The sequence below is a fragment of the Mesorhizobium sp. NZP2298 genome (assembly GCF_013170825.1).
GTDB lineage: Bacteria > Pseudomonadota > Alphaproteobacteria > Rhizobiales > Rhizobiaceae > Mesorhizobium.
Genome location: NZ_CP033365.1, coordinates 7,212,709 through 7,229,248, shown reverse-complemented (window position 1 = coordinate 7,229,248; position 16,540 = coordinate 7,212,709). Strand labels below are relative to the sequence as shown.

General features: G+C 62.7%; 16 protein-coding genes. 12 read left to right on the top strand and 4 right to left on the bottom strand.

Annotated features, from left to right (window positions below; translation table 11 throughout):
• Nucleotides 1–5: 5 nt before the first annotated feature.
• From EB231_RS34265 to EB231_RS34250, 4 genes are all read left to right on the top strand, one after another.
• Nucleotides 6–2,225, top strand: a complete 2,220-nt coding sequence (locus tag EB231_RS34265; RefSeq protein WP_172352644.1) for a 3-hydroxyacyl-CoA dehydrogenase NAD-binding domain-containing protein — start codon at nucleotides 6–8, stop codon at nucleotides 2,223–2,225.
• Nucleotides 2,226–2,234: 9 nt separating this feature from the next.
• Nucleotides 2,235–2,780, top strand: a complete 546-nt coding sequence (locus tag EB231_RS34260) for a thioesterase family protein (RefSeq protein WP_172352643.1) — start codon at nucleotides 2,235–2,237, stop codon at nucleotides 2,778–2,780.
• A 125-nt stretch (nucleotides 2,781–2,905) separates the two neighbouring features.
• Nucleotides 2,906–3,544 carry a S24 family peptidase gene (locus EB231_RS34255; protein ID WP_172352642.1) on the top strand — a complete coding sequence of 213 codons (639 nt, stop codon included), beginning with the start codon at nucleotides 2,906–2,908 and terminating at the stop codon, nucleotides 3,542–3,544.
• Nucleotides 3,545–3,554: 10 nt separating this feature from the next.
• Entirely contained in the window at nucleotides 3,555–4,415 is an 861-nt protein-coding gene (locus EB231_RS34250) for a thermonuclease family protein (RefSeq protein ID WP_445299340.1), read from the top strand.
• On the opposite strand, the gene EB231_RS34245 is transcribed toward EB231_RS34250, so the two are convergent.
• Nucleotides 4,381–6,027 carry a lysine--tRNA ligase gene (locus EB231_RS34245; protein ID WP_172352641.1) on the bottom strand — a complete coding sequence of 549 codons (1,647 nt, stop codon included), beginning with the start codon at nucleotides 6,025–6,027 and terminating at the stop codon, nucleotides 4,381–4,383. The genes EB231_RS34250 and EB231_RS34245 overlap by 35 nt on opposite strands.
• Before the next feature lie 169 nt (nucleotides 6,028–6,196).
• On the opposite strand from EB231_RS34245, the gene EB231_RS34240 reads away from it, so the two are divergent.
• The gene (locus EB231_RS34240) at nucleotides 6,197–6,610 is read left to right on the top strand and encodes a tellurite resistance TerB family protein (protein ID WP_172352640.1); all 414 of its coding nucleotides are present in this window, start codon (nucleotides 6,197–6,199) and stop codon (nucleotides 6,608–6,610) included.
• A 40-nt stretch (nucleotides 6,611–6,650) separates the two neighbouring features.
• On the opposite strand, the gene EB231_RS34235 is transcribed toward EB231_RS34240, so the two are convergent.
• Nucleotides 6,651–7,502 carry a transporter substrate-binding domain-containing protein gene (locus tag EB231_RS34235; protein WP_172352639.1) on the bottom strand — a complete coding sequence of 284 codons (852 nt, stop codon included), beginning with the start codon at nucleotides 7,500–7,502 and terminating at the stop codon, nucleotides 6,651–6,653.
• Nucleotides 7,503–7,762: 260 nt separating this feature from the next.
• Here EB231_RS34235 and EB231_RS34230 point away from each other — a divergent pair, with 260 nt between their 5' ends.
• From EB231_RS34230 to EB231_RS34220, 3 genes are all read left to right on the top strand, one after another.
• Nucleotides 7,763–8,494: a helix-turn-helix transcriptional regulator gene (locus EB231_RS34230; RefSeq protein WP_172352638.1), complete on the top strand. Its 732-nt coding sequence runs from the start codon at nucleotides 7,763–7,765 to the stop codon at nucleotides 8,492–8,494.
• A gap of 98 nt (nucleotides 8,495–8,592) precedes the next feature.
• On the top strand, nucleotides 8,593–9,231 hold the full coding sequence (locus tag EB231_RS34225; RefSeq protein ID WP_056570040.1) for an acyl-homoserine-lactone synthase: 639 nt from the start codon (nucleotides 8,593–8,595) through the stop codon (nucleotides 9,229–9,231).
• A gap of 8 nt (nucleotides 9,232–9,239) precedes the next feature.
• Entirely contained in the window at nucleotides 9,240–9,986 is a 747-nt protein-coding gene (locus tag EB231_RS34220; protein WP_172353146.1) for an enoyl-CoA hydratase-related protein, read from the top strand.
• Nucleotides 9,987–10,035: 49 nt separating this feature from the next.
• Here EB231_RS34220 and ppk2 read toward each other — a convergent pair whose 3' ends face one another.
• The gene (gene ppk2, locus EB231_RS34215) at nucleotides 10,036–10,944 is read right to left on the bottom strand and encodes a polyphosphate kinase 2 (RefSeq protein ID WP_172352637.1); all 909 of its coding nucleotides are present in this window, start codon (nucleotides 10,942–10,944) and stop codon (nucleotides 10,036–10,038) included.
• 222 nt (nucleotides 10,945–11,166) lie between these two features.
• On the opposite strand from ppk2, the gene EB231_RS34210 reads away from it, so the two are divergent.
• The 3 genes from EB231_RS34210 to EB231_RS34200 all read left to right on the top strand — a co-directional run bounded on the left by EB231_RS34210 (nucleotide 11,167) and on the right by EB231_RS34200 (nucleotide 14,377).
• Nucleotides 11,167–12,432, top strand: coding sequence for an ATP-binding protein (locus EB231_RS34210; RefSeq protein ID WP_172352636.1), 1,266 nt, complete (start codon nucleotides 11,167–11,169; stop codon nucleotides 12,430–12,432).
• A 114-nt stretch (nucleotides 12,433–12,546) separates the two neighbouring features.
• The gene (phoU, locus tag EB231_RS34205; RefSeq protein ID WP_172352635.1) at nucleotides 12,547–13,272 is read left to right on the top strand and encodes a phosphate signaling complex protein PhoU; all 726 of its coding nucleotides are present in this window, start codon (nucleotides 12,547–12,549) and stop codon (nucleotides 13,270–13,272) included.
• A 97-nt stretch (nucleotides 13,273–13,369) separates the two neighbouring features.
• Entirely contained in the window at nucleotides 13,370–14,377 is a 1,008-nt protein-coding gene (locus tag EB231_RS34200; protein ID WP_140775442.1) for a magnesium and cobalt transport protein CorA, read from the top strand.
• An 82-nt stretch (nucleotides 14,378–14,459) separates the two neighbouring features.
• On the opposite strand, the gene EB231_RS34195 is transcribed toward EB231_RS34200, so the two are convergent.
• Entirely contained in the window at nucleotides 14,460–14,978 is a 519-nt protein-coding gene (locus EB231_RS34195) for a GcrA family cell cycle regulator (protein ID WP_172352634.1), read from the bottom strand.
• A 357-nt stretch (nucleotides 14,979–15,335) separates the two neighbouring features.
• On the opposite strand from EB231_RS34195, the gene EB231_RS34190 reads away from it, so the two are divergent.
• Entirely contained in the window at nucleotides 15,336–16,535 is a 1,200-nt protein-coding gene (locus tag EB231_RS34190; RefSeq protein ID WP_172352633.1) for an aspartate aminotransferase family protein, read from the top strand.
• Nucleotides 16,536–16,540 lie beyond the last annotated feature (5 nt).

Below are 16,540 nucleotides of genomic sequence, written 5' to 3'. Positions count from 1 at the left end.
GAACAATGAGCTACATCAATTTCACCCTCGATACCGACGCTGACGGCATTGCGCTCGTTACCTGGAACATGCCGGACCGCTCGATGAACGTGTTCACCGAGGAGGTGATGGGCGAGCTGGACAAGATCATCGACCATGTGGTGGCCGATGCCGGCATCAAGGGTGCGGTGATCACCTCGGGCAAGGACAGCTTCTCCGGCGGCGCCGATCTCACCATGCTCCAGAAGATGCTGGCGGTCTTTGCCAGGGAGAAAGACAAGGATCCGGAGAAGGCGGCAAAGCTGCTGTTCGACAATGCCGGCCGCATGGGCGGCCTGTGGCGCAAGCTCGAAACATCAGGCAAGCCCTGGGTATCGGCGATCAACGGCACCTGCATGGGCGGCGCTTTCGAATTGTCGCTGGCCTGCCACGGTCGCGTCGCCGCTGATTCAGACAAGGTCAAGATGGCCTTGCCGGAAGTCAAGGTCGGCATCTTCCCCGGCGCCGGCGGCACCCAGCGTGTGCCGCGGCTGACCGATCAACAGCAGGCTTTGCAGATGCTGACGTCGGGCCAGAATCTGTCGCCGCAGAAGGCGAAGGCCATGGGCCTGATCCACGAGATCGCCGAGCCGGCCAAGCTGATCGAGACCGCCAAGGCCATGATCAGGAACGGATTGAAAGCGGTCCAGCCCTGGGACGAGAAGGGCTTCAAGCTGCCCGGCGGCCAGATCTATTCGCCGGCCGGCTTCAATCTCTGGCCGCCGGCCATCGCCATCCTGCGTCGCGAGACCTATGGCAACTACCCGGCCGCCGCCGCCATCCTGAAATGCGTCTATGAAGGCCTGCTGGTGCCGTTCGACACCGCGCTCAGGATCGAGCAGCGCTATTTCACCGAGATCATGCGGACCAGGGAAGCGGCGGCGATGATCCGCTCGCTGTTCGTGTCGCTGCAGGAACTGAACAAGGGCGCGCGCCGCCCGGCCGGCGTGCCGGAGACCAAATTCAAGAAGATCGGCATTCTCGGCGCCGGTTTCATGGGCGCCGGCATCGCCTACGTCACGGCCAAGGCCGGTATCCCGGTGGTGCTGCTCGACCGCGATATCGAGTCCGCTCAGAAGGGCAAGGCGCATTCCGACAGCCTGGTCTCGGATCAGGTCAAGAAGGGCCGCGCCAAGCCGGAGGAGAAGGACAAGCTCCTGTCGCTGATCACGCCCACGGCCGACTATGCCGACCTTGCCGGTTGCGACCTCGTCGTCGAGGCGGTGTTCGAGGATTCCGCCGTCAAGAAGGCCGCCACCGAACAGGCGGAGGCCGTGCTGAAGTCCTCGGCGATCTTCGCGTCCAACACCTCGACCATCCCGATCACCTCGCTGGCGAAGAATTCGGCGCGGCCGAAGAATTTTGTCGGCATCCACTTCTTCTCGCCGGTCGACAAGATGATGCTGGTCGAGATCATTTTGGGCAAGAAGACCGGCGACAAGGCGCTGGCGACCGCGATCGATTTCGTCCGTGCCATCAAGAAGACGCCGATCGTCGTCAACGACACGCGCGGCTTCTACGTCAATCGCTGCGTGCTGCGCTACATGTCTGAAGCCTACAAGATGCTGATCGAAGGCGTTCCCGCGCCGATGATCGAGAATGCGGCAAAGGCCGCCGGCATGCCGGTCGGTCCCTTGGCGCTGACCGACGAGACGGCGATCGACCTTGCCCAGAAGATCATGAAGCAGACCATCAGGGATCTCGGCGATAAGGCCGTCGACCCCAAACAGATGGCACTGATCAACACCATGGTCGACGACCATGGCCGTTTCGGCCGCAAGAATGGCAAGGGCTTTTATGACTATCCGGCCAAGCCCGCCAAGAAGAAGCTGTGGCCGGGGTTGAAGGACCTCTATCCGCAGCTCGAGCCCGAGAAAGTCGACTACGAGGAACTGCAGCAGCGGCTGCTCGTCACCATCGCGCTGGAGGCGGCACGGGTGATGGAAGAGGGCATCGTCACCGACCCGCGCGAGGCCGATGTTGGGTCGATCCTGGCCTTCGGCTTCGCGCCCTATACCGGCGGTGCGCTGTCCTACATCGACGGCATCGGCGCCAAGCGCTTCGTCAAGATCGCCAAGGGGCTGCAGAAGAAATATGGCGCCGAATTCAAGGCGCCCAGGCTTCTCATCGACATGGCCGAGAAGGGCGAGACCTTCTACGAACGCTTCGACCCCTACGCAAAGGGCGACGTGAAGCAAGCCGCCTGACGCGGGATTATGTACGTCTGGGCGCGCATGGCGCGCATGCTGGCCACGGCTCGAAGCCGTGGCCCCTATGTGATGGGCGGTGAAGGCCGGCTGGCCTTTCGCTGCCTGCCGACCGACATCGATTTCAACATCCATCTCAACAATGCGCGCTACATGATGCTGGCCGACCTCGGCCGCATTGACCTCTTTGTCCGCGCGGGGCTGATCACGCTGGCGCGGAAGAACGGCTGGGCGCCGATGATGGGCGGGCTGCAGGCGGTCTACGCACGCGAGATCAGGCTGTGGCGCCGCTTCGAAGTGGTGTCGTCGATCGAAACCTGGGAAGGCAGCCAGGTCATCGGCAAGCACCGTTTCGTCCTCGACAATGGCGAGACGGCTGCTTTGATCCTGACGACCGCCGGCGTCTACGACCGCAAGGCTCGCCGCTTCCTCGACATTGCCGAGGTTGTTGCAGCCCTTGGTCGCACAGTCGATCCACGACAGCCAACGGAAGCGGAACGGATTTTCATGGCGTCGCACCAGGGTTTGCGTACCCTCGCCAAGGCGGCCAATTGATCCCGGGAATCCCAATGTCCAGGGTCGACACGAATGTGTGTCGTGTGAGTGGTGCCGGTGGACAAAGCGGCCTTCGCGGACTAGAACGAACAGGCATTTTTTCCTGTTTCGAAGGAGAGCACGACATGCTCTCGCACGACCGCGTCTGGGCCGCCATCGATGCTCTCGCCGAGCGCTATTCGCTTTCGGCTTCAGGTTTGGCAAGGCGCGCGGGGCTCGATTCGACTGCTTTCAACAAATCGAAACGCCTGTCGTCCGACGGCCGGCCACGCTGGCCTTCGACCGAATCGCTGGCCAAGATCATCGAGGCGACGGGTGCTTCACTCGACGAATTCACCGGGCTTATCGAAGGCCGCATGAGCGCCGCGCCCGCCTACCGGCGATCCGTGCCCTTGCTTGGTTTTGCCCAGGCCGGCGCCGGCGGCTTTTTCGACGATGCCGGTTTTCCGGCAGGGCAGGGCTGGGATCTGGTCGAACTGCCGGCGCAGTCGACCGAAAGCTCCTATGCGCTGCAGGTGCAAGGCGACTCCATGTTGCCGCTCTACCGCAATGGTGACGTCCTCATCGTCGAGCCGGGCGCGGCCACCCGCAAGGGCGATCGCGTCGTCGTCAAGACCACGTCAGGCGAGGTGATGGCCAAGGTGCTCGAGCGCCAGACCATCAAGTCGATCGCGCTGGTGTCCCTCAATCCCGATCATCCCGACCGCGACATTCCCATGCGCGATGTCGAATGGGTGGCGCGGATTGTCTGGGCAAGTCAGTAGGTCCGAACTGGTGCGGCTTCCTCATCTTGCCTTGGCGGTTGTGATGGTTCCGGTGATGGCGGCCCTGGTCGTCGCCGGCGGCCGCACGCTGAAAGGAAGCGAAGGCACCGTCACGGTGGACCAGATCGATCCTGGCGTTGATACGATCTCTCAGGCAGGCACCGATGCCGGGCCGGAAGAGCCGGCTACGTCAGCCATTCCAGCGCCGGCCGCTGCGCCACCGGCAAAGCCGGCGGTGCATTCGCGGGCGATCGATCCGGAGGTCGTCGCGCCGCCGGAACTGCCCGCCGGGGAAATCGAGCGGGTCGAGCCGCGCGAACCGCTGAGCAAGCTGGCGCTGGCCATGCCGCCAAAGCCGAAGATGCCCGACGACTGGAACGGCACGAAGCTGTTCCAGCCGGTCGCGCCGGCCGCCGGCCTGATCGAGGCGAAAGGCTATTCCGTCGCGGTTTCCGGCATCGATGTCGTCGCGCAGGACGAGGCCTGCACCACAGACGGCAAATCCTGGCCGTGCGGCATTCGCGCGCGCAGCGCGTTCAGGGCCTTTCTGCGCGGCCGCGCGGTGGTTTGCACGGTGCCGCCCGAAGGTGGGCGCGACCGGATCGCAGCGGAATGCCGGATCGGCAAGCAGGACGTCGGCCAGTGGCTGGTCGAAAACGGCTGGGCGCGTGCCGCCAAGGGCGGGCCCTATGTCGAGGCCGGCGAAAAGGCGCAAAGCGCGAAGAAGGGCATTTTCGGGCCGGCGCCGGATCTTGCCGGCATCTCGGCGATGCCCGCCGCGCCCGCCCCGGCGCCCCAGGCGCCGGGCTCGATCCTGGAAGAGGTCGACGGCGCCCTCAAGCCAGCTGATCAGCCAGCGCCTGCTGAATGAGCGCACGGGTCTCGGCGACGCCGTAGAGCGCGGCGAACGAGCCGAAGCGCGGGCCGCGCTCCTGCCCGATGAGCACCTGGTAGATCATCTGGAAAAAGGCGCCAGAAACGCCTGGGCCGCCTTCCGGGCTCTGCTTGGAATGATCCTGATAGCGTTCGATCTTGCGCGCCACGTTGAGCGAGGCGTTCTGGATCGCTTCGCCGCTGGCGTCCGCTGGCAGCGTGCCAAGCGCCGCGTCCAGTGCCTGCAGTGCCTCGCGCTCGACATCGTCGGCGGCGCGGAATGTTTTCGTCGGCTTTACGAAGTCGTCGAAATAGCGGATCGCATAGCCCGTCAGCCTGTCGAGTTCGGGATGGGTGGTCGGCGTCACGCCGGCGGCGTGGCGCGAGATGAAGCCCCACAGCACATCCTTGTTCTGCGCATTGGAAGCACTGACCAGGTTGAGCAGCAGCGAGAACGGCACCGGCATGTCGATGGCGGGCGGGTTGCCGTCATGCATATGCCAGACCGGGTTGCCCAGCCGCTCCTTCCAGTCCTGCCGTGGGTAGGCGGCGAGGAAGGTGTAATATTCGTCCACCGCCCGCGGGATGACGTCGAAATAGAGCTTCTTGGCCTGCCGCGGCCGTTGGTACATGTAAAGCCCGAGGCTCTCGGTCGGGGCGTAGGTCAGCCATTCGTCGATGGTCAGCCCGTTGCCCTTCGACTTCGAGATCTTCTGGCCGTTCTCGTCCAGGAACAGTTCGTAGACGAAATGCTCCGGCGCGCGCCCACCCAGGATGTCACAGATGCGGTCGTAGACCACGGCATTGGTCTGGTGGTCCTTGCCGAACATCTCGAAATCGACGCCAAGGGCTGCCCAGCGCATGCCGAAATCCGGCTTCCACTGCAGCTTCACCCTGCCGCCCGTGATCGAAAGCGTGGTCTCGGTGCCTTCGTCATCGAAGGTGATGGTGCCGGCCTTGGCATCGACATGCTTCATTGGCACGTAAAGCACGCGGCCGCTCTTCGGAGAAATCGGCAGGAACGGGCTGTACGTCGCCTGCCGCTCGGGTCCGAGCGTCGGCAGCATCACCGCCATGATCTTGTCGTAGCGCTCGGCGGCGCGAAGCAGCATCGCGTCGAAACGGCCCGACTTGTAGTACTGCGTCGCACTGGCGAATTCGTAGTCGAAGCCGAACGTGTCCAGGAAGCGGCAGAGCATCGCGTTGTTGTGGTCGGCGAAGCTCGCATAGTCACCGCCGAACGGATTGGGAACCGAAGAGAGCGGCTTGTGCAGATGCGGCTCAAGCGCGGCGCGATCCGGCACGCTGTCGGGGATCTTGCGCATGCCGTCCATGTCGTCGGAAAAGCACAAGAGCTTGGTCGCGACCTTGTCCTGCGTCAGCACGCGGAACGCGTGGCGTACCATCGATGTGCGCGCCACTTCGCCGAACGTGCCGATATGCGGCAGGCCGGACGGACCATAGCCGGTCTCGAAAAGGATCGTTTCGGGAAAGTCGGCGCCCTTGTAGCGCTCGATGATCTTTTTGGCTTCCTCGAACGGCCACGCCTTGCTCTCGGCGGCAGCCGCCAGCAGCTCGGGGTTGAGATCGATGATGTTTGATCCCGCCATGGTCCTGTTTTCCAATTATTCGCCGGCCAAATTCGCCTGATATGACCGCGGTGTCGATTTTCAACCGGTCTCTAGGCGTGCGTGGCCGGAGCGTCAACGCGCGCAGCGCTTTTTCCTTGCGGCGCAGATGGCGCCTACCTACCTTCGAGGCCCGTTCAAGGAGTAAAGAATGCCGTCGCCGACCCCGCATGAAGCCCTGATCTATCTGATGGTCATCACCTCGGCCTCCGATCGGGACATGACCGATGTCGAACTGGCCCGGATCGGCGATGTTGTCCGCTCATGGCCGGTCTTCGAGGATTTCAAGCAGGACCAGCTGGTTCCCGTCGCCCAGGCTTGCCAGAAGCTGCTGCATGAGAAGGACGGCCTGGAGGGTGTCCTGGCACAAGTCGCCGAAGCTCTGCCGGAGCGCCTGCGCGATACCGCTTATGCCGCCGCCTTCGAAGTGGCCGCCATCGATCTCGAAATGCGCCTGGAAGAAGTCCGGGTGCTGCAGCTGATCCGCCGTGAGCTCGATCTCGACACACTGACCGTCGCCGCCATCGGCCGCGCGGCCAAGGCCCGGCTGCGCACGCTTACCTGACGGCGTTACGGGCGGATCGGAAACACCGACCGGGACCGGATCAGAAAAAACTGACCGGGAAGTAGCGCAGGTAGAATTCGGCGAAGGTACCTTTCATCGAAATCTCCTGCAGCGCGTAATCGATCGCGGCGGCCAGGGCCGGATTGTCCGCCCGTGTGGCGATGGCCATGCCCGTCCCCAGATATTCGGGCGCCAGATAGGGGCCGCCGGCAAAGCGGCAGCAGCCGGCCGCATCCGAGCCGCCCAGCCAGAAGGCGAAGCGCATGCCGTCACCGAAGGCGGCGTCGATCTTGCCCGCCTTGAGATCGCCGTAGAGGGCTTCCGGTCCGTCGAAGGAGACGATCTGAACCGTGTTGAAATAGTCGCGCAGCATGCGCTCATGCGCCGAGCCGGCGAGCACGCCGACACGCTTGCCGTGCAATTTGTCGAAGACCGGCTCCGTCAACGCCTTGCCCTTCGGCATGATGAAGCGCGCCGGAAACTGCAGGTAGGAGCGTGAGAAGGCATATGTCTGGCGTGCCTGTGGCGTTGCGGCGATGCCGGCGATGATGGCTTCGCCCTCGCCTTTCTCAAGCGCCCCCTCGAGCTCGGCCCACGGCAATGCCTGGATCTGGCATTTGTCGATAATGCCGAGTTCGGCACAGATGGCGCGTGCCAGGTCGATGTGGAAACCGGACAGCTTTCCCGCGCCGTCGAGGAAATTGAAGGGTGGAAAATCCGTGGTCGTCAGGAACCGCAGCCGTGGCAGGGCCGAAAGATCCGGCTTGGGCAACCGTTCCTTGGCGTCCCACAACACCGGCACCTGCGGTTCCGTCGCGCGCGCCCCAGAAGCCAGAGGCAGTGCCGCGATCAGCAGCGACGCCAGGATCAGGAACCGCCATTGGAACGCCACGATAGAACTCCGCCGCACTCGTTTTCGCGTTGGTTTTGGTACGAAAATGATACAGGCACAATGGTTTTTGATTTCAAGGCGCCGATTTCAGGATATGATTAAACGCGTTTGCAAACAGCGGTGGCTGCCTTGGTTGGGGGGACCAGGGTCGAGAACCACAACCGGAAAAGTGCGATTGCAATCCGTGGTCGGTGGCAAAGTGCAGACAAGGCATGGACCATCGGTCTCAATGCATGAGGCAACATGGGGTTGATGTTGCGATGGGTCAATTCGATCGTACGCTGGAATACATAGACCAACTGCAGCACGCCGGAACGGCGGCGGCGGTTTGCGAGAAGCTGTTGGGCATAACGTCGGATTTCGGTCTGACCGCGCTTATGGCCGGAACCGTTCCGCAGCCGGGCACGCCGACCGGGCAGCAAAAGCAGCATGTGCTGCTGTGCGACTGGCCTGTCGAATGGCTCGAGCGCTACGTGTCGCGCAATTATGTCGATCACGATCCCGTGGTCAGCCACATGAAGCAGCTGCAGGCGCCGTTCCAGTGGCGGGAAGCCGCCGAGGGCATTCGCATCGACAAGAGCAGCGGCGAAGTGATGGGCGATGCCGGGGCCTTCAAGCTGCGCGATGGCTTGGCTTTCCCGCTGATCACACTCGACGGCCAGATCGTCATGGTGTCGCTGGGTGGCGAGGCCGTGCAGCTGTCGGCGGACGAGTTCGGCCTGGTGTCGCTGGTCTCCACCTATGCCGTTGGCCGCGCCATGCAACTCCACACCGTGGCGGCCAAGACCATCGACCATATCGAGCTGACCCCGCGCGAGCGTGAATGCCTGCAATGGGCGGCTGTCGGCAAGTCCGAATGGGAGATTTCGCAGATCCTCGGCATCTCGGAGCACACCTCGGAGAAACATCTTCTTAACGCCAAAAGCAAACTCGGTGCCGTCAACCGGGTTCAGGCTGTCGCCGAAGCGATAAGGCGCGGCTACATTAGTTAGGTCGGCCGTGCCGACCTAGAAATTCTTGCCTACGTGATCACGCAATTTTCTCACTGAAGCACGGCCGTATCTTCCTCTTAAACCCAGGAGACGACGGCATGCTTTTTTGTCTTACAACTCAGGAATTGATGGAACGTCCCGACCTTTGGGAGGCCGTCCATCGGCTGCGCTACCAGATATTTGTCGAAGAAATGGGGTGGGAGGACCTGCGGCGCCCGGACGGATTCGAGGTCGACCAGTTCGACCATGATGAGGCGGTACATCAGATCGTCATCAGGGGCAACGAAATCGCAGGCTATCAAAGGATGTTGCCGACCACGCGGCCCCATCTGCTGACCGAAGTCCTGACCGACCTTTCCGAGGGAACGCCGCCATCGGGCCCGAACATCTGGGAATTGACCCGCTATGCGGTGGCTCCCGGTTTTCGCGATGGCCGTCGCGGCGTCTCGACCGTCGGCACCGAATTGATCGCCGGCTTCGTCGAGTGGGGGCTGAAGCGCGGCGTCGACAAGGTGATCATCGAGTTCGAGCCGATGTGGGTATTGCGCGCCTTGCAGCTGCATTTCCTGGCGACGCCGCTGGGCTATCAGCGCACCTACGGAAATCAGCAGGTCGTGGCGACACTGCTTTCCTTTACCGAGCACACGCTGGACGTGGTGCGTTCGCGCCGCAATCATCATGCTCCCGTTCTGGCCAGGGGATATCCCGACATGTTCGGCCAAAGGAGGGCGTCATGAGATCGGAGATGGCCATGCACCCGCAACCAGAACTGCGCAACCACACGCTCATCGTCACCGTGTCGTCGAATGACGGCCGGCCGGTGCTCGACAGAAGGGCCTATGAAAGCCTTGCCAGGACGTTCCACGAAGCCGCCGACAATGATGAGGTTCGTGTCGTCGTGCTACGTGGCCTGGCAGGCTGTTTCTGCCTCGGTGGCGACTTCTCCGAATTCCTCGACGCCACCAAGCATCAGAAGCTCATCGCCGCCGTCACCGACATGTTCCGCACCCTGGCGACGTTTCCGAAGCCTATCCTCGCCTGCGTCGACGGCGATGCCGTCGGCGTCGGCTGCACGATCCTGTTCCACTGCGACATGGTGATCGCGTCCAATGAAAGCACGTTCCGGGTGCCGTTCGTCGATTTCGGCCTTGTGCCCGACGCGGCGACCAGCATCCTGGCGCCGCAGAAGCTCGGCTATGCCGGCGCTTTCCGCTTCTTCTGCCTCGGCGACACGCTCCACGCCGAGGATGCCAGGGCGCTCGGCCTCGTCGCCGAGATAGTGCATGACGGCGTGGAGGAGGCGACGCTCGGCCGGGCCAGGCAGTTGGCCAAGAAGCCGGTCGCTGCCCTGCTGCAGACCCGTGGCCTGCTCAAGGGGAACACCGCCGCGCTGTGCGACCGCATCGACCAGGAGATATCGCTGTTCCAGCAGGCATTGCAGGACGACACCACGCTGCGGCGCCTGCAGCGCATTGCAAGGCTGGCGGCCTGAGGATCGCGAAGAATGCCGTGCCGCGTGGAGGCCACGCGGCACGGCGAACTCAGCCTTCCTTGCCGAGGAATGACGGCCCTTCGCCGATGATCTTCTTGTCTTCCTTGCCGATGATATCGAGATCGCGCCCCTCATAGGGCAGCGACAACAGGATGCGCCGCATCACCGCCAGCCGCGCGCGACGCTTGTCGTTGGCCCGCACGATGATCCATGGCGCGAACGCCTTGTGGGTGCGCTCGAACATGGTGTCGCGCACCTTGGTGTAATCATCCCATTTGGTGATGCCGGCAACATCGATCGGCGAGAACTTCCAGCTCTTCAGCGGACTGTAGCGACGGTCATGAAAACGCTCGAGCTGCGTTTCCCGGCCGATGTTCAGCCAGAATTTGAAGAAATGGATATCGTCATTGACGATCATCCGTTCGAAATGGGGCGTCTCGTCGAGAAACTTCTCGTGCTGTTCGGGCGTGCAGAAGCCCATCACCGGCTCTACGCCGGCGCGGTTGTACCAGGAGCGGTCGAAAGTGACGAACTCGCCCGATGTCGGGAAGTGGTCGACATAACGCTGATAGTACCATTGTCCCAGCTCGGTCGGGGTCGGCTTGGTCAGCGCCACGTTGCGCGCCGTGCGTGGGTTGAGGTACTGGTGCACCACGAAGATCGTGCCGCCCTTGCCGGCGGCGTCACGGCCCTCGAACAGCGCCATCACCCGCTTGCCGGTCGCCTGCAGCCATGCCTGCGCCTTGACGAGCTCGATCTGCAACTTTTCGAGCGTCTCGTCATACTCGTCGCTTTTCATCTTCTTGTCGTAGGGGTAGCCACCCGCGGTCAGCTTTTTGTCCTCGACCCAGTCCGGAAGCTCGGGATTCTCGATGTCGAACTCCCGTTCCTTGCCGTCGATCCTGATCTTCAGCGGACCCGAAGCCGGCGCGGCGGAACTTTCCCTGGCATTTTTCATGCTGACGAACCCTTTCCAGCTTTCGGACTCATGCTATTGGGAGCCACTACAGACCGCGCGTCCGTCTGGACGCGCAAACGACGCTGCAGGACTTTTGATTTTGCGCATGATCCTTTCCGAGAATCGATTCCCGATTTACGGGATCGTGCGCGGAGCGGTCCAGCGGAAGTTTCCGCTGCCGCACGACCGGTGGAACGGCATGGGGCGCTGGCGCGCGAGCGAATGACTGAACTGGACGCAGGGCAGAAAGGCATGCTGCAAATCCTGGCCGCCCGGCTGTGGAACAGCCGCTGGCTGCTCGCTGCCGGTGTCGCCGCGGTTCTGATCGCCTTTGCCTTCGCGGGCATTTCCGCCTACGTGCTGGTGCCGGCGCTGCTCCTGTTGGTTGCGGCGGCTATGCTGCCGGCCGCGGGCCTGCGCCAGTCCGCCGACGGGACCGCCGCGATCGAGGCGATCGGCCTGCAGCGCCTGTCGGGCGAATATCTGGCGGCGGCCGTCGCTGACCCGCTCATCATCTTCGATCATGCCGCCACCATCGTCCATGCCAACGCCGCCGCGTTTGCCGCCTTTGGCGGGATTGCACCGGGCATATCGCTGCCGCTGAAATTCCGGGCGCCGGAAATGCAGACCCTGCTCGACAGCGTGTTGTCGGGTACGCTCGCCTCGGATGTCGTCGACTATACCGAGAAGCTGCCGGTCGAGCGGGCCTACCGGGTCAGCGCGTCCTCGGTCGGGCACGGCACCGATCTCTATGTGCTGGTGTTCAAGGATCAGAGCGAGGCGCGGCGGATCGACCGCATGCGCGCCGACTTCATCGCCAATGCCAGCCACGAATTGCGCACTCCGCTGGCCTCGATCGCCGGTTTCATCGAGACGCTGCGCGGACCGGCCCGCAACGATCCGGCGGCGCGCGAGCAATTTCTGCAGATCATGCAGAACCAGACCGGCCGCATGGCGCGGCTGATCGACGACCTCCTGTCATTGTCTCGGCTTGAGATGAAGCCCTATCTGAAGCCCGGGATGGAGGTCGACCTGCGCCAGACCGTCGACAGCGTCATCGATTCGCTGGCCCCTCTTGCCCGCGAAAACAGCGTTGCCATCGAGCGCGACTTCGCCAAAGGGCCGCTCAATGTGCCGGGCGATCGCGACGAGCTGTTCCAGGTTTTCGAGAATCTCCTGGAAAACGCCTGCAAATACGGGCAGTCGGGCGGCCGCGTCCTGGTGTCGATCGCGCGCGGCGACCTCGATTCCGAACCCGGCATCGACGTGACGATCCGGGATTTCGGCCCCGGCATTCCCGAGGAACACATTCCTCGCATCACCGAGCGCTTCTATCGCATCGACGTCGAGACCAGCCGGACCCAGAAAGGCACCGGCCTCGGCCTGTCGATCGTCAAGCATATTCTGACGCGCCACAATGCCAGGCTGACGATCAAATCCGAGGTCGGCAAGGGCGCCGCCTTCTCGGTTCATTTGCCGACGCACTGATCTCGCCCTAGTTTTCCCCTGGACCGTTTCTTTTTTCTGTCATCCCGCTAGCGTATCAGCAGGGATTCGAGGAAACGACTCAAAGCAAAGAACCCGTGGGAAGGCATTTCATTCATGCAGTCCGTGCACATCATGAGCGCCTATGACGAGGAGTTGAAATATCTGTCGAAGCGCATCGCCGCTATGGGCGGCCATGCCGAGCGCATGGTCGAGCAGGCGGTCGCCGCTCTGGTCAATGCCGATCCGGGACTGGCCCAGAAAGTCATTCGCGATGACGCCGTGCTCGATGAAGGGCAGCGCGAGATCGACGACAAGGCGATCATCATCATAGCCAAGCGCCAGCCGATGGCGACGGATCTGCGCGAGATCGTCGGCGCCATCCGCATTTCCGCCGATCTCGAACGGGTCGGCGACCTCGGCAAGAATGTCGCCAAGCGGGTGGTCGCCGTCACCGACGGCCGCCAGCCAACCAGCCTGTTTCGCGGCTTGGAGGCCCTGGCCAACCTTGCGCTGACGCAGCTCAAGGAAGTGCTCGACGTCTATGCCTCGCGCTCGGTCGACAAGATCGGCTTCGTGCGCGACCGCGACGACCAGATCGATGCCATGTACACGTCGCTGTTTCGCGAATTGCTGACCTACATGATGGAGGATCCGCGCAACATCACGCCCTGCACGCATCTCCTGTTCTGCGCCAAGAACATCGAGCGCATAGGCGATCATGCCACCAACATCGCAGAAACCATCTATTACATCGTCACGGGCGACCAGATGCCGGCCGAGCGGCCGAAAGGCGACAAGACCGACAAGATAAGTCTTTCCGCGACGCTGACGGCGGAATGAACGCTCTTCCTCTCGAACGCCAGATCACATTGCGCTAAACTATCCTGGCGTTAAGCTTCTCAGGCCTTGATAAAGGTCCTGCCTTCAGGAGGCTGCGATGGAATATGTCCGAGAGTTCAAGCCCGCGGCGCCAACGTCAGGCATCATCGCCTCCAGTGTCTACACCGCCGGGCGGCGTATTGCCGATATCCCGATCGAGGAAGCCGGCGACTGGGCCAAGAAATCAGGACACGTCGTCTGGATCGGGCTGCTCGAACCGGACCGTGACCTTCTGCTACGCGTCCAGGCCCAGTTCCATCTGCACGAACTGGCGATCGAGGATGCGGAGCATCCTCACCAGCGGCCCAAGCTCGAGCAATATGGTGACGCGCTGTTCATCGTCGCCCGCACCGCGCAGCTGATCGAAGGACGGGTGACCTTCGGCGAGACGCATCTGTTCGTTGGCTCGGGCTATATCGTCAGCGTCAGGCATGGCCCGTCGACCTCCTACGCCGCCGTTCGCCAGCATTGGGAAAGCTGCCCGCATTCACTGGCCAAGGGCGAGGATTTCGTCCTCTATGCCATTCTCGATTTCATCGTCGACAACTACATGCCCGTGCTCGAGCAGATCGAGGACGAGGTCGAGGCGATCGAGGACAAGGTCCTGCTGAAGCCGATGACCGGTCCCGACATCGAGCGGCTCTATATGCTGCGCCGCGATCTCCTGCGCCTGCGCAATGCAGCGCTGCCGCTGGTTGAAGTCTGCCGCCGGCTGACCAGCGCCGACCTGCCGCAAATCCACTCAGCCATGCACCCGCTGTTTCGCGACGTGACCGACCACATCCGCACGGTCCAGGAAAAGATCGACAGTTTGCGCGAAGTGCTGGCCTTCGCGTTCGAGGCAAGCCTGCTGGTCGGCCAGAGCCAGGAAACGGCGATCTCGAAGAAACTCGCCTCCTGGGCCGCCATTCTGGCCGTGCCGACGGCATTCGCCGGCATCTACGGCATGAACTTCACCGACATGCCGGAACTGAAGATGGAATATGGCTACCCGATGGTGCTGGCCACCATCGCGGCGATCTGCGCGTTTCTCTACTGGCGGTTTCGCAAGAATGGATGGCTCTGAAGACACGGCAGTAGGGCAGGAGTTTAAGATAAGGCGCTCTTCAGCGCAGTTCGAAACATATTGCCCTACTGCCCTATTCCTCTCAGCGATTGCGTCTGCGCTCCGCCGCCGGTTGGAAGGCCACGCGGGCGTGGTATTTGCAATATGGACCGGTTTCGGCGGCTTCGTTGCCGCAGAAGTTGAAGTCCTCCGACAACGGATCGCCATTCGGCCATTTGCAGGTGCGCTCGGTCAGCTCGACGAGCTGCAGATGCCGTGAGATCGGTACCACCACATTCTCGACCGGGCGGATATAGTGTCGCGTCACCGGCTCGGCGTCGAATTGCGTCTGAAGTGCGGTCGCGCCGATCGATGTCGTGACATGGCGAGCCGTGGTTGCGGCGCGCGCCACCGATTTCTGGACGGTCGAGCCCTGTGTCGCCTTCTTCTGGCGTGCCGGAGTCGCCGTTGCGCGGCCGCGGCCCGACAGCTTCAGCCGGTGCACCTTGCCGATGACGGCATTGCGGCTCACCCCTCCAAGCTGGGCGGCAATCTGGCTTGCGCTCAGACCCTCCGACCACAGTTTTCTGAGAAGTTCGACCCGCTCGTCAGTCCAGTTCATGAGACCGCGCTCCTGCTAAGCGTGCGGCAATCGGAATCCACTCCCGACCCAGCACCACTGCTGGGGCAGACACCACATATATCTGGTGATTAGGTCCGCCGCACGAAATCTAGTTATTTCTCGACTACAATTACCTTATGCGCTGACTCGGTGACAAGAGTCCCAAGTGCAACACGAATCGGTTTTTTCGGTTTTCCCCAACTTGCCCGGTCGCTTATGAGCCGGCGTCGCGTTGGAGGGCTTGCCGCGCGCACTACGCGACGTTTTCGTTGACTTCATGGCCGAAAAACACGATAAGCCGCACAAGGCCGCCGCTTTGGCGGCTTTTTTGATTTTCCGGTACCGGAGACGCATATAATGAGCGGTTCGGCGCTTTACGAGACCTTTGCTCGCGCACCCCTGGCTTTCGACCACGGGGAAGGCACCTGGCTGGTTACTGACAAGGGCGAGCGATATCTCGATTTCGCCGGCGGTATCGCGGTCAATTCGCTCGGCCACAGCCATCCGCATCTCGTCGCGGCGCTGACCGAGCAGGCCGGCAAGCTCTGGCACGTCTCCAACCTCTATGAGATCCCGGGACAGAGCCGGCTTGGCGAGCGCCTGGCCGACGCCACCTTCGCCGACAAGGTGTTTTTCACCAACTCCGGTGCCGAGGCGCTGGAATGCGCGATCAAGACGGCGCGGCGCTACCACTTCGTCAAGGGTCATCCCGAGCGCTTCCGCGTCATCACCTTCGAAGGCGCCTTCCATGGCCGCACGCTGGCGACCATCGCGGCCGGTGGCCAGTACAAATACCTCGAAGGCTTCGGCCCCAAGGTCGAAGGCTTCGACCAGGTCGGCTTCGACGACATCGATGCCGCCGAGAAGGCGATCACGCCGGAAACCGCCGCGATCCTCATCGAACCGGTGCAGGGCGAGGGTGGTATCCGTCCGGTGCCGACACAATCGTTGAAGCGGTTGCGCCAGCTCTGCGACCAGCACGGCCTGCTCTTGATCTTCGACGAGGTCCAATGCGGCATCGGCCGCACCGGCAAGCTGTTCGCGCATGAGTGGACGGGCGTGACGCCCGACATCATGGCGATCGCCAAGGGCATTGGCGGCGGCTTCCCGATGGGTGCGTGCCTGGCCACTGACGAGGCAGTGGTTGGCATGACGTCGGGCGTGCACGGCACCACATTCGGCGGAAATCCGCTGGCCATGGCTGTCGGCAATGCAGTACTCGATGTGGTGCTCGAAGACGGCTTCCTCGAGGATGTCCAGCGCAAGGCATTGTTGTTGAAGCAAGGCCTGGCGGCGATCGCGGACGAATTTCCCGATGTCATCGAAGGCATCAGGGGCATCGGCCTGATGCTTGGCCTCAAATGTGCCATGCCCAACACCAAGGTGAACATGGCGCTGCGCGATCAGCATTTGCTGGCGGTTCCGGCCGGTGACAACGTCATCCGCCTGCTGCCGCCGCTCACCGTCACCGACGCCGAGATCCACGAAGCGCTCAACCGCATCCGCGCTGGTGCCAAAGGCCTGGCGGACGCCATCGCCGTGGCCGCCGCGAAGTAATTCCG